23 protein-coding genes are annotated in these 22,443 nt (G+C 38.1%); 9 read left to right on the top strand and 14 right to left on the bottom strand.

Annotated elements, in window-relative coordinates; translation table 11 throughout:
* Positions 1–4 precede the first annotated feature (4 nt).
* Positions 5–2,230: a heavy metal translocating P-type ATPase gene (locus tag PQG54_RS06590; protein ID WP_271789568.1), complete on the bottom strand. Its 2,226-nt coding sequence runs from the start codon at positions 2,228–2,230 to the stop codon at positions 5–7.
* Between the two features lie 83 nt (positions 2,231–2,313).
* On the opposite strand from PQG54_RS06590, the gene PQG54_RS06585 reads away from it, so the two are divergent.
* On the top strand, positions 2,314–2,505 hold the full coding sequence (locus tag PQG54_RS06585) for a heavy-metal-associated domain-containing protein (RefSeq protein ID WP_271789569.1): 192 nt from the start codon (positions 2,314–2,316) through the stop codon (positions 2,503–2,505).
* Positions 2,506–2,561: 56 nt separating this feature from the next.
* Here the strand turns inward: PQG54_RS06585 and PQG54_RS06580 are convergent, their stop codons facing one another.
* From PQG54_RS06580 to PQG54_RS06560, 5 genes are all read right to left on the bottom strand, one after another.
* Positions 2,562–2,927: a heavy-metal-associated domain-containing protein gene (locus tag PQG54_RS06580; RefSeq protein WP_271789570.1), complete on the bottom strand. Its 366-nt coding sequence runs from the start codon at positions 2,925–2,927 to the stop codon at positions 2,562–2,564.
* Positions 2,928–3,596: 669 nt separating this feature from the next.
* On the bottom strand, positions 3,597–4,202 hold the full coding sequence (locus PQG54_RS06575) for a GNAT family N-acetyltransferase (protein ID WP_271789571.1): 606 nt from the start codon (positions 4,200–4,202) through the stop codon (positions 3,597–3,599).
* 12 nt (positions 4,203–4,214) lie between these two features.
* The gene (locus tag PQG54_RS06570) at positions 4,215–4,850 is read right to left on the bottom strand and encodes a phosphoribosylanthranilate isomerase (protein WP_271789572.1); all 636 of its coding nucleotides are present in this window, start codon (positions 4,848–4,850) and stop codon (positions 4,215–4,217) included.
* Positions 4,851–4,856: 6 nt separating this feature from the next.
* Positions 4,857–5,561 carry an orotidine-5'-phosphate decarboxylase gene (gene pyrF, locus PQG54_RS06565; RefSeq protein ID WP_271789573.1) on the bottom strand — a complete coding sequence of 235 codons (705 nt, stop codon included), beginning with the start codon at positions 5,559–5,561 and terminating at the stop codon, positions 4,857–4,859.
* 7 nt (positions 5,562–5,568) lie between these two features.
* Positions 5,569–5,955 carry a LapA family protein gene (locus PQG54_RS06560; protein WP_271789574.1) on the bottom strand — a complete coding sequence of 129 codons (387 nt, stop codon included), beginning with the start codon at positions 5,953–5,955 and terminating at the stop codon, positions 5,569–5,571.
* A gap of 377 nt (positions 5,956–6,332) precedes the next feature.
* Between PQG54_RS06560 and PQG54_RS06555 the strand changes: the two genes are divergently transcribed.
* The 5 genes from PQG54_RS06555 (at position 6,333) to PQG54_RS06535 (ending at position 10,416) form a co-directional block, all read left to right on the top strand.
* Positions 6,333–6,809, top strand: a complete 477-nt coding sequence (locus PQG54_RS06555; protein ID WP_271789575.1) for a protein-export chaperone SecB — start codon at positions 6,333–6,335, stop codon at positions 6,807–6,809.
* Between the two features lie 54 nt (positions 6,810–6,863).
* On the top strand, positions 6,864–7,448 hold the full coding sequence (locus PQG54_RS06550) for an NUDIX domain-containing protein (protein ID WP_271789576.1): 585 nt from the start codon (positions 6,864–6,866) through the stop codon (positions 7,446–7,448).
* A 48-nt stretch (positions 7,449–7,496) separates the two neighbouring features.
* Positions 7,497–8,807 (top strand): dicarboxylate/amino acid:cation symporter, encoded by a 1,311-nt coding sequence (locus tag PQG54_RS06545; protein WP_271789577.1) that lies wholly within the window; start codon positions 7,497–7,499, stop codon positions 8,805–8,807.
* 39 nt (positions 8,808–8,846) lie between these two features.
* Positions 8,847–9,725: a bifunctional methylenetetrahydrofolate dehydrogenase/methenyltetrahydrofolate cyclohydrolase FolD gene (gene folD / locus PQG54_RS06540; RefSeq protein ID WP_271789578.1), complete on the top strand. Its 879-nt coding sequence runs from the start codon at positions 8,847–8,849 to the stop codon at positions 9,723–9,725.
* A 148-nt stretch (positions 9,726–9,873) separates the two neighbouring features.
* Entirely contained in the window at positions 9,874–10,416 is a 543-nt protein-coding gene (locus tag PQG54_RS06535) for a hypothetical protein (RefSeq protein WP_271789579.1), read from the top strand.
* Between the two features lie 20 nt (positions 10,417–10,436).
* Here the strand turns inward: PQG54_RS06535 and PQG54_RS06530 are convergent, their stop codons facing one another.
* Positions 10,437–10,940 carry a lytic transglycosylase domain-containing protein gene (locus tag PQG54_RS06530; protein ID WP_271789580.1) on the bottom strand — a complete coding sequence of 168 codons (504 nt, stop codon included), beginning with the start codon at positions 10,938–10,940 and terminating at the stop codon, positions 10,437–10,439.
* Positions 10,941–11,056: 116 nt separating this feature from the next.
* Between PQG54_RS06530 and PQG54_RS06525 the strand changes: the two genes are divergently transcribed.
* On the top strand, positions 11,057–11,800 hold the full coding sequence (locus PQG54_RS06525) for a methylenetetrahydrofolate reductase (RefSeq protein ID WP_271789581.1): 744 nt from the start codon (positions 11,057–11,059) through the stop codon (positions 11,798–11,800).
* Here the strand turns inward: PQG54_RS06525 and PQG54_RS06520 are convergent.
* Complete coding sequence (locus PQG54_RS06520) at positions 11,795–13,186, bottom strand: M20/M25/M40 family metallo-hydrolase (RefSeq protein ID WP_370866900.1); 1,392 nt, start codon at positions 13,184–13,186, stop codon at positions 11,795–11,797. The two genes, PQG54_RS06525 and PQG54_RS06520, sit on opposite strands and share 6 nt — an antisense overlap.
* Before the next feature lie 113 nt (positions 13,187–13,299).
* On the opposite strand from PQG54_RS06520, the gene PQG54_RS06515 reads away from it, so the two are divergent.
* A complete protein-coding gene (locus PQG54_RS06515; RefSeq protein WP_271789583.1) occupies positions 13,300–14,538 on the top strand; it encodes an MFS transporter in 1,239 nt (412 codons plus the stop codon).
* Between the two features lie 4 nt (positions 14,539–14,542).
* Entirely contained in the window at positions 14,543–15,100 is a 558-nt protein-coding gene (locus PQG54_RS06510) for an LOG family protein (RefSeq protein WP_271789584.1), read from the top strand.
* 107 nt (positions 15,101–15,207) lie between these two features.
* On the opposite strand, the gene PQG54_RS06505 is transcribed toward PQG54_RS06510, so the two are convergent.
* From PQG54_RS06505 to PQG54_RS06480, 6 genes are all read right to left on the bottom strand, one after another.
* Positions 15,208–15,873, bottom strand: coding sequence for a phosphorylase family protein (locus PQG54_RS06505; protein ID WP_271789585.1), 666 nt, complete (start codon positions 15,871–15,873; stop codon positions 15,208–15,210).
* Complete coding sequence (gene shc / locus PQG54_RS06500) at positions 15,874–17,838, bottom strand: squalene--hopene cyclase (RefSeq protein WP_271789586.1); 1,965 nt, start codon at positions 17,836–17,838, stop codon at positions 15,874–15,876. It lies immediately after the preceding gene.
* Positions 17,839–17,922: 84 nt separating this feature from the next.
* Positions 17,923–19,227, bottom strand: coding sequence for a hydroxysqualene dehydroxylase HpnE (gene hpnE / locus PQG54_RS06495; RefSeq protein ID WP_271789587.1), 1,305 nt, complete (start codon positions 19,225–19,227; stop codon positions 17,923–17,925).
* Between the two features lie 10 nt (positions 19,228–19,237).
* Positions 19,238–20,134 (bottom strand): presqualene diphosphate synthase HpnD, encoded by an 897-nt coding sequence (hpnD, locus tag PQG54_RS06490; RefSeq protein WP_271789588.1) that lies wholly within the window; start codon positions 20,132–20,134, stop codon positions 19,238–19,240.
* Between the two features lie 145 nt (positions 20,135–20,279).
* Positions 20,280–21,167 carry a squalene synthase HpnC gene (gene hpnC, locus PQG54_RS06485; RefSeq protein WP_271789589.1) on the bottom strand — a complete coding sequence of 296 codons (888 nt, stop codon included), beginning with the start codon at positions 21,165–21,167 and terminating at the stop codon, positions 20,280–20,282.
* Positions 21,164–22,429, bottom strand: coding sequence for a glycosyltransferase (locus PQG54_RS06480; RefSeq protein WP_271789590.1), 1,266 nt, complete (start codon positions 22,427–22,429; stop codon positions 21,164–21,166). Before PQG54_RS06480 ends, hpnC begins: the two co-directional genes overlap by 4 nt.
* Between the last annotated feature and the right edge of the window lie 14 nt (positions 22,430–22,443).

Genomic DNA, 22,443 nt, shown 5'->3' with positions numbered 1-22,443 from the left:
TCGGTTAAACTTGGGCTTTCCATCGCAATAATCTTAGGGCGTTCATTACAACACAAACACTACTTAATGCCATTGCTCCACCTGCCACCGCTGGGCTGAGTAATCCAAAAACAGCCAAAGGTATACCGATGATATTATAAATAAATGCCCAGAACAAACCTTCTTTAATCCGTTGGCGTGTTTTTTGGGCAATATCTATTGTTGCGGCGACCAAACCTGGATGATTACGCATTAAAACAACACCTGCTACTTCAGCAGCAACATCCGTACCTTCGCCAATCGCGATCCCTAAATCTGCTGCTGCCAATGCGGGAGCATCATTAATTCCATCACCAACCATTGCAACAGAACGCTTTTGACCAGCTTCATTGCCTAACTTAACAATAAATTTTTGTTTATCTTCAGGGCTTAGGTTCGCATGAATCTCATCTACCCCGACAGCGTTTGCAACCTTGTATGCAGCTTGTTCATTATCGCCCGTTAAAATAACAGTCTTAACTTGCTTTGCTTTTAATTGGGCAATGGCTTTATCAGCACCTTCTCGAATATGATCTTCAAATGCAACGACACCTAATAATTCATATTTCTCGTCTTTAAAGCGAACTAGCCAAGAAACTGTTGCGCCTTGAATATCGCTAGGTAACTGACTTCCATCCAACCCTAAATTTTCAAGCATTTTTTGATTGCCAAAAAGAAAAGTAGCATCTTTTATCTTACCACTAATCCCTCTGCCTTGGTCTTTAATCACACGAAAAGATTCGGGGATGATTAATTCTATATTTTCTGCTTGCGCTTTGTTTAATAAAGCCTTTGCCAAAGGATGCTCACTACCCAAAGACAAACTGGCTGTCCATTGTAGGATTTGCTGCGCGTTGAACCTTTCAGTGGGAATAACTGAAACAACTGATAATCTCCCTTCGGTCAAAGTGCCTGTTTTATCAAACCCTACAACTTGAATATGTGCTGCACGCTCCAATGCCTCGGCATCCCGAATCAAAATTCCAGACCGTGCCGCAGCCCCACATCCTGTCGCCAATGCTGTTGGTGTTGCTAGTCCCAAAGCACAAGGGCATGCAATCACTAACACAGCAGCTGCATGCAGTAATCCTTCAACCAAATATCCATCAATCCACCACCCAAAAAATGTTACCAAAGCAATCACAATCACGATAGGCACAAAGACAGCACTGATACGATCAACCAACTTTTGAATAGGTGCTTTGGAGGCTTGTGCATTTTCAACCAATTGCACAATACTGGCTAAACGTGTTTCTTTACCGGTTTTTTCAACTTGAATTAGTAAACGACCATTGGCGTTCAAAGAACCACCTGTAACTTGGTCTCCTTTAATTTTCTCAACAGGAACAGCTTCGCCAGTCAACATCGATTCATCAACAGCACTTTCACCATCATAAACGACACCATCACAAGGAATACGCTCTCCTGGGCGAACCACAACGATATCCCCAACATTCATGGCTTCATTTGGAACAATTACTTCTTGTCCGTCTACCCATTTACAAACTGTATCTGGTCTTAAGGCTTGTAAAGCACGAATAGAGGATGCTGCTTTATGTCTGGCACGTTTTTCCAACCAATGACCAAACAGAATAAAGGTAATGATTAAAGCTGAGCTCTCATAATATAAATGAGGCTCGGAATGTGCTGTTGGATTTAAATAATATCCAATTAATAAAACCGTACTAAGAATCCAAGCTGCACTGGAACCCAACGCAACCAATAAATCCATATTTCCAGCACCTGCTTTAACGGCACGATACCCAGCAACATAAAAATGCCTTCCTAACCAAAATTGAACGGGCGTTGCCAATAAAAACTGTATCCAACCTGGTAACATCCAGCCATGATGGAGTGATCCCACAATCATAGAAACCACTAATGGTAAGGAAAATGCAGCCGCAATTACCCATTGTAGAAAATCTTTATGCTGAGTCGCTTCAGAGCTATCCTCGATTTTTTCTTCTGGATTGATCCATTTCGCTTCATACCCTGCATTTTTGACAGCAGTTTCTATTTCGTTTATTTTTTGCTGAATGATATCAGGATTTTGTAAAACAACTCTGGCTTGTTCCAGAGTCAGGTTAACACTGACTTCATCTACCTCTTCAACACGCTTTATAACTTTTTCAACACGCCTAACACACGACGCACAGGTCATCCCTGAAATTGAAAAATCAACTGTTTTCGTAAGAGAAGATTCATCTGACATCTTTACTTCATCCTGTTTTTGTAGCCTAATATAAAAATAATTCTTATTATCATATAGTATATTTTTTAAACGGAGTTACAATCATGCAAACTTATAAAGTTGAAGGAATGACCTGCCAACATTGTGCCAAAGCAGTCAAAGAAGCTGTCGAAGCATTATCCAACGTTGAAGAAGCAACCGTTAATTTAGAAGCCAAAACAGTGACTATAAAAGGAAATCCAGACCATGCAGCACTTAAAGCTGCTATTGAAGAAGAAGGATATGAATTAATATAAAAGAAAGCCTCTTATTTTACAGTAAGAGGCTTTTTATTTTTAACGAAACAATATAGTTACACTAGTGATGGTAAGGAAGGTCCATAATAGTAAAATAGTGTCATCACAATAGCCACAACCAAGAATCCTAATGCCATTGTACCAAAAAATAAAACAGCTTGTACACCATTAGTATTTTTTGCTTTTACTTCATAGCCTTGCGCAAAGAGTAGTCTTTGTATTTCAATTAATTTTTTATCAAATAGAGAATCATCTTTTAAAATTATCTTAGCCTGACCTGATGCAGGATTAACTTCTGCAGACTTTACACCCTCTATATTTTTAATAAAATTATCAATATTCTGCAGGCTCAACTTCGAACCTCTATCCTCAAGAAAAAACTCAATCGCTTTTGATGGGCTACTTAGATTATTTTGCATCATATTGTTCCTTTTTATAAAAAAACCAAAACCATATATAATTATAACAAATTTTTAAGTAAATTAAAAAAGTATTTACTCTATTTGATAAACATCTCCACTTGATACAAAATTTATAGATTACATCCTCTATATCTATCAGCTTATAAATCAAAATCGTATAGATACAGATCATGATGATTATCACATAACAGATCAGTTCGAAAAAAAAGATATACCCTTAAAATACAGAGAACTTAAAGTAACTTGTTTACTTATATAAACGCAGCCAAAAACTTGCCAATTTATAGCAATATTTTTCTGACCAACATGAGCATGATTAAAAAATGAAAAGAAAGCAATCACACGTAAAATAGCTACAAATTCTATTACAAATATTGCGCAACGCTCACCCCATTATAGTGCTTGCGACATTTCTTGACAGGGTTCTGTTATCATTAGTTGATAACCTGCATGATAATGTATCGCTTCTATCTCAAGGCGTTTTCCTTCGGGAAAAACTAATTCAATATACTCGATTTCTTTAAATAGCTTAAGAAGGGCTTTAATCTTTTGAATACTTAATTCGGGTCACAATTTTTTTTACATAAAATTCTATAACTGTAGCTGAAAAGGTAAACTCACCTAGCAAATGACAAATCCCCTCCCAAGCAGACCATTAAATGTGCTAAATTAATATTGACTATCTAATAATCCAATTAGATGCGCCTTGATATTGAGCCATTCTCCTGCAACGACGCTGTACATCACCGTGTCACGAATGGTACCATCTTTTCTTAAAGCATCGCCACGAACGACACCGTCTTTTTTAGCACCCAACCGCTCTATCGCACGTTGGCTTTTCAAATTAAAAATATCTGTACGCCATCCCACTGTTCTTGCTTGTAACGTTTCAAAAGCATATTCTAGTAACAACAATTTACAGATTGTATTTACACTTGTTCTTTGCACTGACTTTGCATACCAAGTATATCCAATTTCCAATCGTTGGACGGCTGGCAAAATATCATGGTAACTGGTCGTCCCAATTACACGATTATTTTGGTCGTCGATAACAGCAAAAGCAAATCTTTTTCCTATTTCCCTAGCTTGCAAAGCCGTGTGAATATAAGAATTAACCTCTGAATAATGTGGTGTTGAGGTAACTCTTAACTTCCACAACTCACCATCTTTACATGCTTGTTGTAATCCCTCTCGATGAGCAAGAGATAGTGGCTCTAAATGAATATTATCCTTTTCGAGCCGAACGGATGAATTGGGGAAAAACTGTTGGTTCATCTGCAAAATTACCTAAGACTGGTTAAAATCAATAGTACGAATATTTTGAATAAATTGTCGAATCAACGTAGGATCTTTTTCGCCTTTACGACGTTCTACACCAGATGACACATCAACCGCTTTGGCACCAGATTGTTGGATCGCTTGAACCACATTTTCTGGCGTTAATCCACCCGCCAATAGCCAAGGTTTAGGCGCATTCCATGCAGAAGTTAATTGCCAATCGAAGGTTCGTCCATTCCCGCCAGGTCTTGAATCAGAGTGATTGGGTGGTGCTTCTATCACCAAGCCGTCAATTGAGCAAGTTTTGGGAAGATCAGAGCGCTCTTTGATACCTTTAGCCAACCAAACAGGAACATCAAATATTTCACGAATAGTTCGTGCAATTTCTGGTGTTGTATAAAGCTGTAAAATATCCAGTCTAACTGTTTCAAGAACGCGCTTCACCTCGTCAAGCGTTGGTTTTACAAATAACCCAACCCTTGATATCCCCTCATTGTAGTAATCGGGCAATTGACGTACTTGATCGATGGAAATAAATCGTGGTGAAGATTCATAAAATACCAACCCAACCCAATTGACTTTAAGCGTTGCTAATAACTCATAAATCTCAGGATCCTTCACCCCGCAGATCTTAATCGCAGTCACCCTCTATTATCCTTGTAATTCATGAATAATTTGTTTTGCCATTCCTGCTGGGTTTTCTGCCCTCGTAATTGGACGACCAACGACAATCCAACTGGCACCGGCTTGATGTGCTTGTATGGGTGTCGTTACACGTTGTTGGTCATCAGCAGCCGCATCTGCCATTCGAATACCAGGGACTACTAAAACAACGTCATCGCCTAATTGCTCCCTCAAATATGCTACCTCATGTGGGGAACAAACCAAACCATCTGCTCCAGCCGCCAAAGCCATTTTACCCAATAATAACACTTGTTCCAGCGGAGATACAGAAATACCAATAGAGCCTAAATTCTCTTGGTTCATACTGGTTAAGATCGTAACAGCCAGTAAGATCGGTTTACTGTCGCTGGGAAAATGCTCATCAACTGACCTTCTTGCAGCACGGATCATGTCCTGCCCACCCAACGCATGAACAGTAAGCATTGCAGGTTTTACAGGCGCCAAGCTTGCAATCGCAGAAGCAACAGTATTAGGGATATCATGCAATTTTAAATCTAGGAAAATTTTTCTGCCCTGAGCGAGGCGACATACTTCATCAAAGCCACACGCATAGGTATATTCCATTCCTATCTTTATCATTTGCCCAGTTGCATCAGCAATTTTTGCCCATTGTTCCGCTTGAACAGGGTCTTTGGTATCTAACGCAAGGATTAATCCTGTATTTTTGATCATTTTTACACTATTTGGTTAAGGTCAATATTTCTGCGTCAGCTTCTGCGGACTGTCCAATTGTTGTTATAGGTTCCTGAGGAGTTTGAACAGGTGCGTGTCCAGCAGCAGGCTGTGTTAAATTGTTAATATATTGTTCACGTAATTCGTTTAGCTTTTTTTCTAATTCTTGAATTTGTTTGTTAGCTGCTCTTACTTTTCGCCATTGTTTGACAATAGCAATAAACATTACTAAAACACCAATGATAAAAGAGGCAAGCCCTAGTAACAAAGCAAAAGTTCCAACAGAAACTTTCCAACTTAACAGAGGAAAATACATTTGTACGGGTTCTTCGTTAAATATTAAAAAAACACCCAAAATAGCCAAAAACGGTACAATAATTATTAAACGCAACACTTAAAATATCTCCTTAAATTATTTAATTGAGGTATCATTTTCAAAATAGTATATAATATATTTTAAAATATAGATAAGCAATTTTACATCAGCAAAATTTAAAATTACTCAATATTTCATAATACTCTGATGTCTCTTCACTCATAATATTAGTAATTCTAAATATGTAAGCATATCATAACGATATCAAATTAATTTCAAAATTTAGTAATCCTACTTTAAAAAACGGAGCATTAATACCATATCACAAACAAATCTCTCATTTCCTATTCTCAAAATATAAATAAATTAAATTCTAATTTTGTCTTCTGTGTAATTTTTGTTATATAATTTCAACAAGAATAATTCATATACTTAAATAATAAAGAATAAATATCATGCCTAAAAAAAACCAGACTGTTAAGATAACCAAACTATCTGATCTTCAACTACACACCCAATACATCAAAGAAATAAGCCTAAAAATCCCAGCAGCTCCTTATATTTTTGAAAATATACCCCCCTCTCCTAACTTAACAGTAACTGTTGATGTCAATGCACAACAACTTGTCGAAGAACAACCTAATTTCGAAGTAACTGTATTTATTTCTTGTGTTAGTACAACCACCGACGATGATCTTACGAATTCTATTTTCAATTTACATCTTCAATATGCTGGAATGGTTACCTTTCCAACGCTGGAAACTTCTAACCTAGAAGATTTATTGATGGTGCATACTCCTGATTTACTTTTCCCAGAAATTAGAAATACAGTTTTGAATGTTACTAGATCAGCAAATTTGCCCCCCGTGACTTTACAACGTATTGACTTTGCAACTATGTGGAAAGAAAAAAAAGAAACTAGTCCAGAATAAATAGTTTAAACTGAATATTATACCTTATTAAATACCAACAGGATATTATTGATTATGACTCTTAAAAAAATTATCGGTCAACCTGATGCAGGGGGTATTACCCCTATATCCTCACGCATTGCCTATGAAAATCGTTGGTTAAAAATACGTGAAGATATAATTAAATACCCAAATGATTTAGATGGAATGTTCGGGGTTGTTGAACGTAATGAGTTTGCAGTTATTTTACCCCTACATATTGAAAATAACGAAAAAACAGTCACTCTTATTCGTCAATATCGCTATCCTGTTGGGGAGTTTATGTGGGAACTGCCAATGGGTATGTGGGAGCTAAAACCCGATGCAACCCCTGAAATGGTCGCTATGGGAGAACTTGAAGAAGAAACAGGTCTTCGTGCAAAAAACATGATTCACGCAGGCAGTTTTTACCAAGGCGCTGGCTATTCCACGCAAAAAGGTCATGTTTTTCTGGCAACAGATCTGACTCAACATACAACAAATCGTGAAGCGACTGAACAAAATATGACTTGCCATTCTGTACCACTTGTTCAATTTGAACAAATGATTGAAACAGGTGAAATTACTTGTATGGTTACTATTGCTGCATTCTGTTTATTACGCAGTAAAAAATTGGTTTAAACTTATTTACTTTATCTTAATTACTGGTCATGAACGGGAAAATACAGTATGGCAGCAGAACAAATCGGGCAAACACCATCAACTTCATCCAATTCACTGTTAAGACAAGTAACGATTATCGGAATTGCGATGATATCTGGACTAATTTTAGGCCTGATCTGTCATGCTTATGGTAAAAATATTTATATTACAAAAACTACAGACTTAGTTACCTTCATTATGGGGGCATCCGATTTAATCGTTCACCTTTTCTTAAGATTGATTAAAATGATTGTTGCCCCTCTTGTGCTGGCCACGTTGATCGCTGGGATCAGTAATGTACAAGATACCAGCACCATTAAAACAATTGGTATCAAAGTTATTCTATGGTTTATTGCTGCATCTTTTGTTTCTTTGGCTGTGGGAATGGTATATGCCAATATTGTTCAACCTGGTGTTGGCTTTACTGACAATCCTCCTCCTATTGCTGCTGACCATTCTAGTTATCATTTTGATATTGTAAAATTTACCCTTCACATTGTACCAGATAGCATCGTTGATGCTATGGCCAAAAATGACATGATTCAATTGGTTGTTTTTGCAGTGTTCTTTGGCCTAGGTCTGGCAAGACTACCAGGAAAATCGGCACAAACGCTGCGCGATGGAATTGATGCGATGGGACATGTCATGTTAAAAGTCACTGATATGGTGATGAAAATTGTTCCTTTGGTTGTTTTTTCATCTTTACTTTCCATCGCGACCCAAAATGGCGTTCAAATCATTGAAAAGTACGGTATATATTTAATAGAGTTCTATATACTTGTCCTTATTATGTGGGCCATATTAATCGGCGCGGGATATTGTATGATGGGGAAAAAAGTATTTAAACTTCTCCCTTTTATTTCTGAACCTGTTTTAGTTGGTTTCTCAACAGCCAGCAGTGAATCTGCATTCCCACGTTTATTAGAAAAACTGACTGAATTTGGTGTTTCCCCAAAAATATCTGCTTTTGTTCTGCCTTTAGGATATAGTTTCAATCTTTGTGGAACGATGGTGTTTCTTTCATTTGCAGCAATCTTCATTGCCCAAGTTTATCATGTCAACATGCCTTGGGATAAACAGATGATGATGCTCCTTGTGATGATGATTAGCAGCAAAGGGATTGCTGGCGTTCCAAGAGCATCAACTGTTATGCTGGCAGCTGTAATGCCAGGTTTTGACATTCCCGCAGCAGGGCTTGCGTTGATTGTAGGGATTGATCAATTTCTTGACATGGCCAGAACTGCAACCAGTGTATTAGGAAATGGAATTGTTGCTGCGATTGCCGATGAATGGGATCAAAAAGAGCAGCTTAAAAAAAGCAAAACGACAACTCTATAATTTTTTATTGTACAAAATTTTGAAAAAAGATTAATCATCATGAATACATCTATTGAAACACAGCTTATCGATGGTAAAGCTTTTGCTGAAAAAATGACTAAAGAAGTCGCAGCTCAAGTGGCAGAATTACAACAAACAACAGGGGTAACGCCAGGTCTTGCGGTTATTCTTGTTGGTAATGATCCCGCCAGTGAAGTTTATGTGCGTAATAAAACGAAACAAACACATAAAGTTGGTATGCGATCATTTATGCATTTGCTTCCTGAAACAACCACTCAACAAGAATTGTTAACCCTAATACAAAGATTAAATAATGATCCAGATATTCATGGTATTCTTGTTCAACTGCCGTTACCAAAACATTTAGATTCAGATCCTATTATTCAAGCAATTTTACCTGAAAAGGATGTCGATGGACTGACTGCATATAATGCAGGAAAATTGACCCTTGGACATACAGATGGCTTCATTCCATGCACCCCTTTGGGATGTTTGTTATTATTGCAACAAGAACTTTCAAATCTACGTGGATTAAATGCTTTGGTTATTGGTGCCTCTAATCTAATGGGCAAACCTATGGCACAACTGCTCTTAAACCAAGGTTGTACAGTCACAATAGCTCATATTGATACTCGAAATACAGAAGAGCTGGCAAGACAAGCAGACATCCTGATCGTCGCCACAGGATGCAAAGAACTGGTCAAAGGGTCTTGGGTAAAGAAAGGTGCCGTCATTATCGATGTCGGAATAAATCGAATCACAACAGAAGAAAACAAAGTAAAATTGGTTGGTGATGTCGCTTTTCATGAAACATTAGGTATCGCAAGTAAAATTACGCCAGTACCAGGTGGGGTGGGTCCAGTAACAATATCTTGCTTATTATACAATGCCTTAAGTGCAGCAAAAAAGAAAAAGTAACGATAAAGAATTATAAATTCTACATAAAAAACAATCATAAAACTTGTAAAACGTTCTTTCAGACATTACCTACATATTTAAATTATAAATAAGCTGGTGCCATACTTTCTTTATAATTCACGAAATATTATAATGGATTAAAAACAAAATGTCTGAAATTGAAACCCTATCTCTTTTATTTGACTCTGCTTGGTATCTTGCAACATATCAAGATGTTGCAATGGCAAATTGTGACCCATTAGATCATTACCTTTCTTTCGGATACCGAGAAGGACGTAACCCTAATCGTTTTTTTAACACTAACTTTTACTTAGCCTCCTATCCTGATCTTGCACAATCTTCAATCAATCCTTTTATCCACTATATCTTATATGGTGCTTCAGAAGGGAGACTTCCCCGTTCACCTGGTTCAATGCCTTTACCTCCAATTACTTTCGATATTTTTCTACAAGAAGAACTTATTGAGACTGAAGATACTGATACATCAGAAAGTATATTAGAAACTCCTGAAGAGCCTATTGAAGTTCAAGCAGAACAAGAACAGGAACAAGAGGAAGTAAAAGAAGAAATCGTTGTTGCCCCACCAGCAAAAGCTAAAACAACAACCAAAAAAAATCCTAAAGCGGCACCAAAAGCTAAAACTTTAAGCTCTGCAACTAAAAGAAAACGTACGACCACAAGCTTGAAATAAGTGGTTTATTTGAATAGGTATCATGATCGTTGATTTTTTTTACGATGATGATACCTATTTGATTTCTGTTTTGCTTTTAATAAACGTTTTTGGTAAGGCGACAAATGTTTTCCCAAAGGAACATCAGAACCATTAGTTTGATAAGACGCATTTATAATTTTTAACTTGTATTGATTATTCAAAGAGGGTGTATGAGAGTGATAATTACCAATCGCTTGCATTAAATCGCCGTTCGTCTCTTTTAAATACAACTTCATAATTGCCCCCGCCACAGCAATATTATAGCAACTATCTTCTTTTAACCTTTTATAAATTATATCTCCAGTTTCGCCTGTTGTGCGTCGTAATGGCTCTATCCATCGTGTATTAATTTGCATCACACCTAAATCTTGTGTTCCATTTTTATTGTTCGAAACAATACCAGGTGCACCGCCCTCAACACGCTGTATTGATGGCAGAACATTGGGTGGCAGATGATGAAAAGACGACACCATCACCATACATTGAAGATACGGGGCAACCATAAATAACCTATTATTTTAATTTACTGTCATCGTAAAATTGAACATAAACTGTGTTACGATGACTTGCAGTCATTATTAAATCTTTATACTATATATCAAACAATAAAGGATAAAAAATGACACGCATTTCAATCGAACTCATCCCTCGAGATAAAGATAGCTTGACGCTCGATATGAATAATATCAAGGAATATTTTTCCGTCGCAGATACCATTAATATTCCTGATCTGATGCGTTTCCCTTTACGAAGTTGGGAGACTTTTGATATTACGTATCCTTTATATCCAAATACAATCCCTCATATCAGAGCCATTGATATTGACCCCAATGCGCCATTACCAGGATATAATCAGTCGAACCTCAAAGAAATATTGGTTATTCAAGGTGATCCACCGGCAGACCTCCATAAAGTAACATATCCCAATACAACGGAAATGATCTTACGTCGCTATCAAAAAGAACTGCCCCATCTTACTTTATATGCTGCATTTGACCCATACCGTCGCTCTCCTAAAGAAGAATTAGAACATATCCAATCTAAAGAAGCAGCGGGAGCAACAGGTTTTTTTACACAACCTATTTTTGACGAAAAGATGCTAGAACTTTGCATGGATTGGCTACATGATAAAAATGTATTTTGGGGATTGTCACCCGTTGTTGGTCCAAAATCGAAATCTTATTGGGAAGTCACCAATCGTGTTATTTTTCCACATCATTTTGAACCAACATTAGAAGCCAACATCGCTTTCGCCAAACGTGCATTGCAATTAATCAAACAAACCAATAGCAATACTTATTTAATGCCATTACGAGTCAAACTTGAAAAATATTTACCCCCCTTGATGGATGTTTTTTTATAGTTTAACGGGTTGTAGCGCATACAAAATACGCACCCAAGACCGTATCCCCTTATGAAAAGAACGTAAATTATATTTTTCATTGGGGGAGTGAATGCAATCATCAGCATTTGCAAACCCTACTAAGAACGATTCAATCCCAAATTCACGTTGTAAATCATTCACGACAGGAATGGCACCACCACTACCAACAATGGCTGTTTCGCAACCCCATTCGTCTTGTAAAGCCTGACAAACCGCTCCTAAAATAGCACCCTCTAGCGACACCATGCCAGCTCTTGACGCACCATAAGATTCAAATTCAACTCGGCAATCTTGAGGAATAAGAGCAGACACAAAATCGCGGAAATTCTTTCTAATTTTAATAGGATCTTGGTGTCCTACTAACCGAAAAGAAATCTTGGCAGACGCTTTTGCTGGAATAACGGTTTTGAATCCTGCACCTTGATAGCCGCCACTGATCCCATTAATTTCACACGATGGACGACACCATGTTTGCTCAATGGCATTAAAAGCCTGTTCACCCGCAGACTCTTTTAACCCAATAGGGGATAAAAGCGCTGCATCCGTTTTACCAATTTCCTGCCACTTTGCTCTAATTTCAGAAGGAATTTCTGGCACGCCTTCATAAAATTCTGGAATGGTGACACGACCTTGATCGTCTCTTAACGCTGTAATGATTTCAGACAAAACTTGAATAGGGTTACGTGCAGCATTACCGTAAATCCCTGAATGTAAATCTCTATTAGCAGCGTAAATCGTTACTTCTTCACCAACTAATCCTCTCACCATTGCGGTGATTGCAGGCACATCTGCTGTTGCCATATCCGTATCGCAAATAAAGGCCATATCAGGATGTAAATGTTGTTTTTGTTCAGCTAGAAAAGCTGGCAGGTGTTCTCCACCACTTTCTTCTTCACCTTCCAAAAGCACCGTAATCCGAACAGGGAACTGACCCGTCTCTGTATAAATTGCACGACATGCTTCTAAGAACGTTAATATTTGTCCTTTATCATCGGAGGATCCTCGGCCATGAATCACATCTTGTCCTAAATTATCTTTAAGCATACATGGTTCGAAAGGAGGAATTTTCCACAATGTAATCGGATCAACAGGCTGAACATCATAGTGACCATAAAATAAAATATGTGGCGCATTCGTTGCCGAAAGCTCTTGTGCAAGGATAATAGGGTGTCCTTCTGTTTCACAAATGCGTGTGACAAAGTTGAAAGACGTTAGATATTCTTTTAACCAATTGGCTGCATTGCGACATTCATGTGCATAAGCAGGGTCGGCTGAAATGCTAGGAATTTTTAATAATTCAAATAATTTTTCTAACGATTCAGATAGTCCTCGATCAACAGATCCTAAAATTGTTTGCAAAAATATTTCCTTTCTTTATCCATACAACCATTTTATGATTATAATCATTTTCCAAAAATTAGAAAAATCTATCTTTACCACGGACAGGATTTTTAAATTAAGAACTGTAATCTCACATAATGCCTATCAATAGCCTTAAACCCAGCCAAATTACATTAAAAATTCTCGCTGTTGTAATATTTAATCTGATTTGTTACATTAACGTCGGTATGTTCTTTACCGCGATATCAGTATTCGTGCATCAGTCCCTCCATTATAATTCTGTTATTGCAGGAATGGCTGTATCTGTGGCTTATATTGGCACATTTCTGACGCGACCAAGTGCAGGCAGATGGATTGACACCAAAGGGGCAAAAAGTTCAGTCATTATCGGATTATGTGTCAGTGCTATTGGTGGTATTTTTACCCTTATTTCAACGTTATTTACCACTTTTCCAATAGTAACATTGCTTATTATTATCCTCGGGCGATTATGTATAGGTGCCTCTGAAAGCTGGGCATCAACGGGAACTAATCTTTGGAACATCAGTCGAACAGGAATAGAAAATGCAACGCATGTTATTTCTTGGAACGGGGTGACTTCTTATGGAGGAATGGCGATTGGGGCACCATTAGGTATCTTTTTATTAAACCTTCCGGGTCATTTTGGTGGACTAACCACGATTGCTATTGTCACAATCGTTCTTGCTGGCGTGGGTGCTGTGCTTGCATCAACTTATTCTAATATTGCTCCCACCCCGTCGACTATTCCTCCGCTTCCTTTTACCACAGTTTTTATGCGCGTGTTACCTACTGGTTCAGGTCTTGGGCTAGCAACCGTTGGTTTTGGCAGTATTCAAGCGTTTATGGCACTTTATTTTGTATTTAATGGATGGAACGGTTCTGGTTATGTCATTACTCTTTTTGGAATATGTTTTGTTTTCATTCGTTTTATTTTTAAAAATGCTATTCATAAATATGGTGGATATATGGTCTCTATTGTTTCCTTGAGTATTGAGACAATAGGACTATGTTTCATTGCATTTAGCCACTCTATTATCGGAACATATATTGGTGCTGGATTGACTGGTTGTGGATTTTCACTGATTTTTCCTGCTCTAGGCATTATTGCTATTGCCACAGTCGGTGCAGAAAACCGAGGATCCGCTTTGGCATGTTTTGGTCTTTTCCTTGATATCGCTCTTTTTATCGCAGGACCATTATTAGGATTTATCTTATTTCATTGGGGATATTACTGGTTATTCCTAAGCGCTGCTATTTTCACCTGTGCAGGAACAATATTAACCTATATTTTGCACTATCAATCAAAATATCGTAACCTGACAGCATCTAATCAAAATCACATTATAAAAAGTTAAATTAATGTCTACATATACACATTCTGTCACAGTTTTTTGTGGGTCTCATCTGGGTAATAATCCAGCTTTTGAACAAGCTGGCAAAGATCTGGGAAAAGGCTTGGTGCAAAATAACATTCGTCTTGTTTTTGGAGGTGGAAACGTCGGTATTATGGGCGCTGTTTCCAATACTGTCATCGATCTAAACGGCGCTGTAAAAGGCATCATCCCCAAATTTTTACAAAAAAAAGAAGGGGAACATTCCCGCGTTCAAGATCTTATCGTCACCCAAGATATGCATAAAAGAAAAGAAATCTTATACCAAGAAGCAGATGCATTTTTGTGCCTACCAGGCGGTATCGGAACTTTTGACGAGTTTTTTGAAATATTAACCTGGAAACAACTGCATCTGCACAATAAACCCATTATCATTATCAATATTGAAAATTGGGCAGAACCAGTTTGTAATCAACTAAAAGCAATAGTCGATCAAGGGTTCGCTGACGCTGGGATCTTAAACCTATTTGAAGTTATTCAAGATGTTCCATCAACCTTGAATCGTTTGAAAGTCTTGTTTTCTTAATCACAAGGAAAGACTAATTGATTCACAATCTACACATATAATTTTTAGTAGATTGTGATAAATATTCTTTATTATTTTAAGTCACCACAAACAAAAAACGATGTAGGTTAAATACCTTCAAAAATATTTTTATGATGCACAAAACTATTTAATCGTGTGTAAGCAACCCCAGCATCTATACCAAGTTTAATAAGCCCAGCGATCTGACCTGGATTTGACAACAGACTTTTTGCCATTTGAATTCTATTTAAATTGCCATCATGGGACAAAGCCATACAAGCAAGAGGTGGTAAATCCCTTGCTGCCGAGTCACAAACAACTCTTAAAACAGCAAAGGGGATTTGGTGATCTTCACAATATTGCGCAACAATACCACTTTCCATATCAAGTGCCACACAGCCCGTCTTGTGAAAAAGCGCTTGCTTTTCAGCAGAAGCGGTTATGATTTCATCACTATGTAACAAAGCACCGACTTTAATTTGGGACTTTTCCGCACCTAGTTTCAACCGCAAAGCTGGGTCTGAAACATAATCTTTTCCATTTACATGAATAACATTAGGTAGCAAAATAGTACCGGCTTTGATTAATGGATCCAAACCTGCGGCAAAACCAAAAGAAACAATCGAAGTAACATTTGCCATAATCAAACGATTCAAAGCGATTTTTGCCCCTTCTTTTGTTGCCCCACTTGCCTCTATAGCCGCAGGATACAAATGACGAGCTAATTTCGCCTCTGATTGCATCCCAACCAAAACGCCGATACGTTGTTGCATTTAAAATCCTACCTCGACTTTACCTGTGTTACTGGATTGTAGATTCCGATAACGTGATAAAGCAAATAATGGAAAAAATTGACGATATCCATGATAACGCAAATAGAAAACTCTTGGAAACCCAACAGCATTATAAGGGTCTTCATTCCACTGACCATCAGCTTCTTGATTTTCCATTAACCATTGAATCCCTTTTTGTACTGCTGGGTGTTGATGTTGTTTTGCAGCCATTAACCCCAGCAAAGCCCAAGCTGTTTGAGAAGGTAGGCTAGTATGATGTTGTCCAGGTGTAGCACCTTCGTAAGATTCTTCGCTTTCACCCCAACCACCATCAGGACGTTGCACACAAAGCAACCAATCAACCGCTTTTTTGACCGCGGGATCTTCTTCAGAAATGCCAACAGCATTGAATGCACATAGTGCAGACCACGTTCCATAAATATAATTTGTTCCCCAACGACCAAACCACGCACCAAATTTTTCTTGTTCATCGCGCAAATATTGAATACCACGATCAATAACTGGTTTATCCTCTGGATGGCCTAATTGTGCAAGGAAAGAAATACAACGTGCCGCCACGTCCACTGTTGGTGGATCAAGCAAAGCACCATGATCCGAGAACGGAATGTGATTCAACAGCATTTTGTTATTATCAATATCAAAAGCACCCCAACCACCATTAGAACTTTGCATTCCAATAATCCATTGACGTGCACGTTCGATAGATTCCTGATGTTCAGGGTTGCCTTGTCGATGAAGCAGCATTCCCACTACGGCTGTATCATCAACATCTGGATAATAGTCATTGCGATACTGAAATGCCCAACCACCAGGTGCCACATCAGGACAATTAATCGCCCAATCCCCTTTGACATCCAGAATTTGGCGATCTTTTAACCACTCTGTTGCCTTAGCAAGCTTTTGCACTGTTTTTTCACGATCAGCAGCGCGAATACCAGAGGCTGTTTCGAACATTGCATGTCCTGTCAACGCGGTATCCCAAATTGGTGACACACAAGGCTGGCAGTAGGCTTCGTCGTCTTTAATGACCATCAATTTTCTGACTGATTCCCAAGCAATCGCTGCCCGAGGATCATCATCACGCATACCCATGCAACGAAATGACATCACAGTATTCGCCATTGCGGGGTAAATCGCACCCAATCCATCTTCACCATTAAGGCGTTTTTCAATAAATTCTACTGTCTTTTTTTGAGCATATTTACGTAAACAAGATGGAAATAATTTTTCGGCAGGACGAACGACTTTATCAAGATATTTAAATAAATATCCCCACTGAGAACGAAATGGGCCTTTGATCCATTCTTTAATTTGATCTGGAGGCGTTACAAAAAGTTCTTGCACATGAATATTATGACGATTAACGGCTCTGCCCTTTAACGAAACTAACAAAACCAAAGGCGCAATAACCGTTCTGGACCAATAAGACATATTCCATACAGAAAATAACGCCCATTTTGGCATTAACATCAACTCTACTGGCATTGCTGGGGTTGCATGCCAAGGAACTTCACCAAACAAAGCCAGCTGGGTGCGTGTGAAAACATTGGATGCTTCGGCTCCACCATGTGCTAAAATTGCCGTTCTTGCACGCTTCATATGAGGGGCATCGATATCATCACCAATCGCTTTGAGCGCAAAATAGGCTTTCACCGAAGCTGAAATATTAAAATTCCCACCATAATAAAGAGGCCATCCCCCATGATCGCCTTGAATACGACGTAAATAGACCCCAATTTTTTCTTCTAACTCTGTATCGATACGATCAAGAAAATGTTCTAATAAAACATATTCAGCAGGGATAGTTGCATCTGCCTCTAATTCAAAGACCCAATGTCCATCGTCATTTTGACGATCTGCCAAAATATTTTGTGCTTGTAAAATAGCATGATCTAATGCTTCGTCCTTAATCGTATTTTCCAAAGAGTCAACATGGTCAAGCATAATCAAATATTTCCTTTTTATTGATACAATACAAAGTATTCTTGGATAAATATTTATCCTCTTTGAGAATAATAATATCGTTTCTTAGAGTGGCTGAGAAGAAAAAATAGCTTCCGCAGCTCCAAATCCAGAACGAATAGCCCCTTCGATTGTAGCTGGCAACCCTGTTGCAACCCAATCACCTGCTAAAAATAAATTGTGATATGGCGTATAGCAGGACGGGCGGCGATGATTTTGCTCTACTGTCGCAACAAAACTCGCTCGCTTTTCCCATAAAAGACGATGATTAGGGATTTCCTCGGGTAAAGCTGTTTCTACCACAGGAGATAAAACTTCCTTAACCTCTTGCCAAATCAAAGAGGCTAAATTCTCAGACTGACATCCCATAAAACGATTTGCTGCACTGACTGTAATAGAAATTACACCTGGTTTGACAAATATCCATTCACTAATGCCTCCAATGACACCCGCAAATTTGGCTTTATCTATACTACCCTTCACTCGTAAGTTAGGATCAACGGCATAATGTAGGTTTAATATGCTTTCAAATTGATTCGGCACTTTTACTTTTGGACATACTGTACCCAATATTTGCTCTGCGACATGCGCACTCAGTGCCAAAATAACACTATCATCAGGACCCACCTCAATTTTATCATTATTCATCACAAAATAATCAATTTTACCCTCTTCAACATGCAATTCTGAAAGGCGTGATTTTGTATGAATTTTACCACCTTGCAAACTAATTAAAGAGATTGCAGGTTGTACAAATGTTTCTGATAAACCCTCTTTCGGAAAATAAGGTATGCAGGCCTTGCCACCCTTCATCAAAGATTGGCGCATCACTGACCCAAGCAACAAAGCACTGCCTGCATCACAAGACGTATTCAAAGCCGAAACAGCAAAAGGTTTTAATAAGCGACGGGCAAATTGTCCATTCACCAAACAATCAGCAACGGTTTGTTGGGTGTCTGCTTTTAAGAACTTCCATAATGCAAATAATTCTGGAAATTTGAAATCAGGAACACGATGTTTTGCAAAAAATAACCACCAAGGAAAACGTCCTTTGGAAAGTAATAAATCCCAACGTTTTCCAACTTCTAAATCAACAAATGGAAATAACGGGTATCCCGACCCAATCAAACTATTGGTTGCATCAATCATCCGTAGATATTTAAAAACAGCCTCATTTCCTGACAAAATTAAATGATTCCCATTGTCAATGGTTCGATCTAATTGAGCGTCATAAAAAGAACGGGCTCTTCCCCCCAAACAAGGGCTACTTTCGTATAAAATAACCTGAGCATCAGATCGTTGAGATAAAGAAACCGCAGCAGATAAACCTGCTAGTCCACCACCAATAATATGAATATGTTTTTTTGCCATTATGAAATATCTATCTCTTCAATCCAATAAAGCTGACCAACAAGCCAATGCCCGTTACTGCAACTTTTTCAAATATTGATAAAGAAGCTCTTTGAAAAGGTTGCTTCCAGCCTAATTTTCTTTGTTTAGCCAAGACATATCCATAGGTAATCGCCATAATTGTTGCTGGCCGCAGTGACTTCTGACTACATTGTGCGGTAAATCGACGAGCTAATTGATAATGATCGGCCGCTCTATAAGCTAAAATATTACAAACTTGATCTACACCAGGGTGAGTGATACATTTTTTGGGTTCTAAGGGTAAGTGAAACCGTTCCAATAACTCTTTTGGTAAATATAAGCGACTACGTTCAGCATCTTCTTCAATATCGCGTAGGATGTTTGTTAATTGTAAAGCTCTGCCTAAATGATAAGCAACTTCTTGAGCAGAATTCGAGCTGTCACCAAAAATACATACGGCTAGGCGACCAACGGCCGAGGCAACACGATCACAATAAAGATCCAACGTCTTTTCATCTGGGGCAACAATAGGATGCTCTACATCCATTTCCATGCCATCAATAATATCAATAAAATCTTGTTGTTTCAGACTAAATCGTTGGATCGTTGCTAATAAAACTTTCTCAACTGCGTCCTCTGCATGCCCATCATATAGACGAGACATTTTATCACGCCACTCTTGTAATAAACGCTGCTTTGTTGAAATATCACCCTCTTCATCCGCAATATCATCAACAATACGACAAAAGCTATAGAGCGCATACATACCATAACGACGCTCTGGTGATAAAACGTGCATTCCAGCAGCAAAAGAGGTCTTTGATTTGCAAACAATATTTTCTACATAAGTCAAATCAAGTTCGCTGCACCCCATAATCTGTGCAGCTTCAGCTAACGGCTTACGCATAATGTCTGATCCGACCTTTCTTTTGTATGACAAAATTCAATAAATGTCACAAATACCAAGTTACTAATAAATATACAACCTTCAGCTATATATCTTTTTTTTCTAATTAGATACAGGTGAATGGTATCCGACATATCACATATTTTTACATAAAATGACGAAAAGATTTCAAAGTAGAACATAAAACATCCTTTTTGCTGAGCTTTACACGCCCTGCCAAGGGATCCTCTGTTCTTAACCGTTGGGTTAAAAATTTAGCCAAATAAACAATCACTGCAGATTCTAAACGTAAACGCCGATCACGTGTCAGACGAGGCAAATCTTCTGCTTCTTTATTTAATGCATCAATATAATCCAGCAATCTATTAAATATTTTCCGCAAAGGAAAACTGGTTTTATCAGCCAATATATCATCAATAGTCACTTGATATTCTTGCATTAAATCAGACGGAATATAGCAACGATCTAGTTTTATTAAATCCGTTTTACAATCTTGCAAATGATTCAAAATTTGCAAAGATGTGCATAGCGCATCAGAAGCTGGTATCGTATCTGGCCCTTCTTTATGTAATTTTAACAAAAAATGCCCGACAGGATTAGCAGAATAACGACAATAATTTACCAATTCATCTAATGTTTTATATCGAGTTTTGACTGCATCTTGACGAAAAGCAATAATCAAATCCGTCGCCGTATCAAAAGAAACACCTGTTTCAATGAAGCTGTTATGTAAACGCCGCGCCGTCCAAACATCAGACCGATCTGGCGCGGGAACGTCTTTACATAAAACCGCTTCCATTCCATTTAATCGATTAATCTTCTCTTCTGGGGTCAGGGTTTCAGAATCCGCTATATCATCAATGACTCTTGCAAAATCATAATAGGCTTGGACATGGGGTCTGAGTTGCCGGCTAATTAATAAAGAACCTACGGGGAAATTTTCGTCTTTAGCCGCTTTTCCAGAAGAAACGTCTTCTTCTCCCCAAATTGAAGAATCATATAAGGTCGATTTACTTGGTTGAGAAGCCATCATTTATTATCACTTTGTGCATTTGTTTGTTGAGTTTGATCAGAGCTTATCATATCTGATAGTTGAATATGTAACTCTTTTTTATCCATTCCGATCGCTGGATCTGTGTATGCTCTGCCTTTCCACATCATTCCTTTGCCACAGTAATAATTCATTGCTGATCCAATCGTTGCCAGTAAATAAAACAAAGCAATCAATGGAAGTGCAAATATCCATAAATATGACAAACGGAATCTGGATAACGTGGGAATAAATGAACCAATCGAAATACAATACGCAGCGATCGCAAAATGTTGTGTTAACCCATGCGTTGTTATCATGAGTATAAATGGTGCGAACCACATCAAAGACATCAAAATAATTGTTAATAAAAGAAGCGGCACAGAATAGCGTAATTGCACATAAGCCGTTCTGGTAATCATATTCCAAATATCACTTAATAGCTCATAAGGTCGCAGTGAGCGTGCAAGACTGCTATGCCCGAGATAAATATTACCGCCATTTTGTTTAACCAAACTTGCCAACGTAACGTCATCAATCAGCGCAGACTTTAAAGCAGCAATTCCACCTATTTTCTCAAGCATTTCGCTGCGAAGTAAAACTGTTCCGCCTGCTCCGGCTGCGACTGAAGAGCTTTTTTTATTTACTTGAGCAAAAGGATATAGCATGCAAAAGAAATAAACAAAGGCTGGAATAAAGGTTTTTTCATAAATATTTTCACATCTTAGTTGAACCATTTCAGAAACTTGATCCAATTGATCGACCAATGCTTTATGAACTAATGTGGTGAGATGAGAGGAATCATGTTCAATATCAGCATCAGTAAAAAAGAAAAATGTATTTTCTGTAGAATATTGCTGCTTAATATAATCTATACCTGTGGATAGTGCCCATAATTTACCACTCCATCCTGCAGGACGCAAAGCGGTTTCAATCACTTCTAATCGATTTTGAAATGCAGAAGGTAAGCTTTTTTGATAAGCTCTAACAATATCGCCTGTATGATCAGTACTCGCATCATCAACGACTAAAACTTTATATCGCCCTAAATAATCTTGATGTAACAAAGAATGGGCGACACGCTCTATTGTCTCGGCCTCATCACGTGCAGGGATAATAACAAATACATCTGGCCATTCTTCTATCGAATCGATTATTGATTTGGAATAAGGATATAAAATTGGCTCTCTGTGCCAAAAACGCCCGTGAAATAGAAATAACCAAATCCAAATAATAAAAGAACATATTGCAACGATCATCATCATAAATACTCTTAATC

Origin of the sequence: Commensalibacter communis (assembly GCF_947179015.1) — a bacterium.
In the GTDB taxonomy this organism is placed as follows: Bacteria; Pseudomonadota; Alphaproteobacteria; order Acetobacterales; family Acetobacteraceae; genus Commensalibacter; species Commensalibacter communis.
Note: the sequence above shows the minus strand (reverse complement) of the source record. Positions and strands in the feature narration are given on the sequence as shown.

Excerpts from the sequence above, each read along its gene's own strand:
- PQG54_RS06505 (WP_271789585.1), bottom strand. The coding sequence starts at position 15,873 with ATGCAACAACGTATCGGCGTTTTGGTTGGGATGCAATCAGAGGCGAAA.
- PQG54_RS06525 (WP_271789581.1), top strand. The coding sequence starts at position 11,057 with ATGACACGCATTTCAATCGAACTCATCCCTCGAGATAAAGATAGCTTG.
- PQG54_RS06545 (WP_271789577.1), top strand. The coding sequence starts at position 7,497 with ATGGCAGCAGAACAAATCGGGCAAACACCATCAACTTCATCCAATTCA.
- hpnE (WP_271789587.1), bottom strand. The coding sequence starts at position 19,227 with ATGGCAAAAAAACATATTCATATTATTGGTGGTGGACTAGCAGGTTTA.
- PQG54_RS06575 (WP_271789571.1), bottom strand. The coding sequence starts at position 4,202 with ATGAACCAACAGTTTTTCCCCAATTCATCCGTTCGGCTCGAAAAGGAT.
- PQG54_RS06550 (WP_271789576.1), top strand. The coding sequence starts at position 6,864 with ATGACTCTTAAAAAAATTATCGGTCAACCTGATGCAGGGGGTATTACC.
- PQG54_RS06510 (WP_271789584.1), top strand. The coding sequence starts at position 14,543 with ATGTCTACATATACACATTCTGTCACAGTTTTTTGTGGGTCTCATCTG.
- PQG54_RS06590 (WP_271789568.1), bottom strand. The coding sequence starts at position 2,230 with ATGTCAGATGAATCTTCTCTTACGAAAACAGTTGATTTTTCAATTTCA.
- PQG54_RS06555 (WP_271789575.1), top strand. The coding sequence starts at position 6,333 with ATGCCTAAAAAAAACCAGACTGTTAAGATAACCAAACTATCTGATCTT.
- folD (WP_271789578.1), top strand. The coding sequence starts at position 8,847 with ATGAATACATCTATTGAAACACAGCTTATCGATGGTAAAGCTTTTGCT.
- shc (WP_271789586.1), bottom strand. The coding sequence starts at position 17,838 with ATGCTTGACCATGTTGACTCTTTGGAAAATACGATTAAGGACGAAGCA.
- PQG54_RS06585 (WP_271789569.1), top strand. The coding sequence starts at position 2,314 with ATGCAAACTTATAAAGTTGAAGGAATGACCTGCCAACATTGTGCCAAA.
- PQG54_RS06530 (WP_271789580.1), bottom strand. The coding sequence starts at position 10,940 with ATGGTTGCCCCGTATCTTCAATGTATGGTGATGGTGTCGTCTTTTCAT.
- PQG54_RS06535 (WP_271789579.1), top strand. The coding sequence starts at position 9,874 with ATGTCTGAAATTGAAACCCTATCTCTTTTATTTGACTCTGCTTGGTAT.
- PQG54_RS06480 (WP_271789590.1), bottom strand. The coding sequence starts at position 22,429 with ATGATGATGATCGTTGCAATATGTTCTTTTATTATTTGGATTTGGTTA.
- PQG54_RS06515 (WP_271789583.1), top strand. The coding sequence starts at position 13,300 with ATGCCTATCAATAGCCTTAAACCCAGCCAAATTACATTAAAAATTCTC.
- hpnC (WP_271789589.1), bottom strand. The coding sequence starts at position 21,167 with ATGATGGCTTCTCAACCAAGTAAATCGACCTTATATGATTCTTCAATT.
- PQG54_RS06580 (WP_271789570.1), bottom strand. The coding sequence starts at position 2,927 with ATGATGCAAAATAATCTAAGTAGCCCATCAAAAGCGATTGAGTTTTTT.
- hpnD (WP_271789588.1), bottom strand. The coding sequence starts at position 20,134 with ATGCGTAAGCCGTTAGCTGAAGCTGCACAGATTATGGGGTGCAGCGAA.
- pyrF (WP_271789573.1), bottom strand. The coding sequence starts at position 5,561 with ATGATCAAAAATACAGGATTAATCCTTGCGTTAGATACCAAAGACCCT.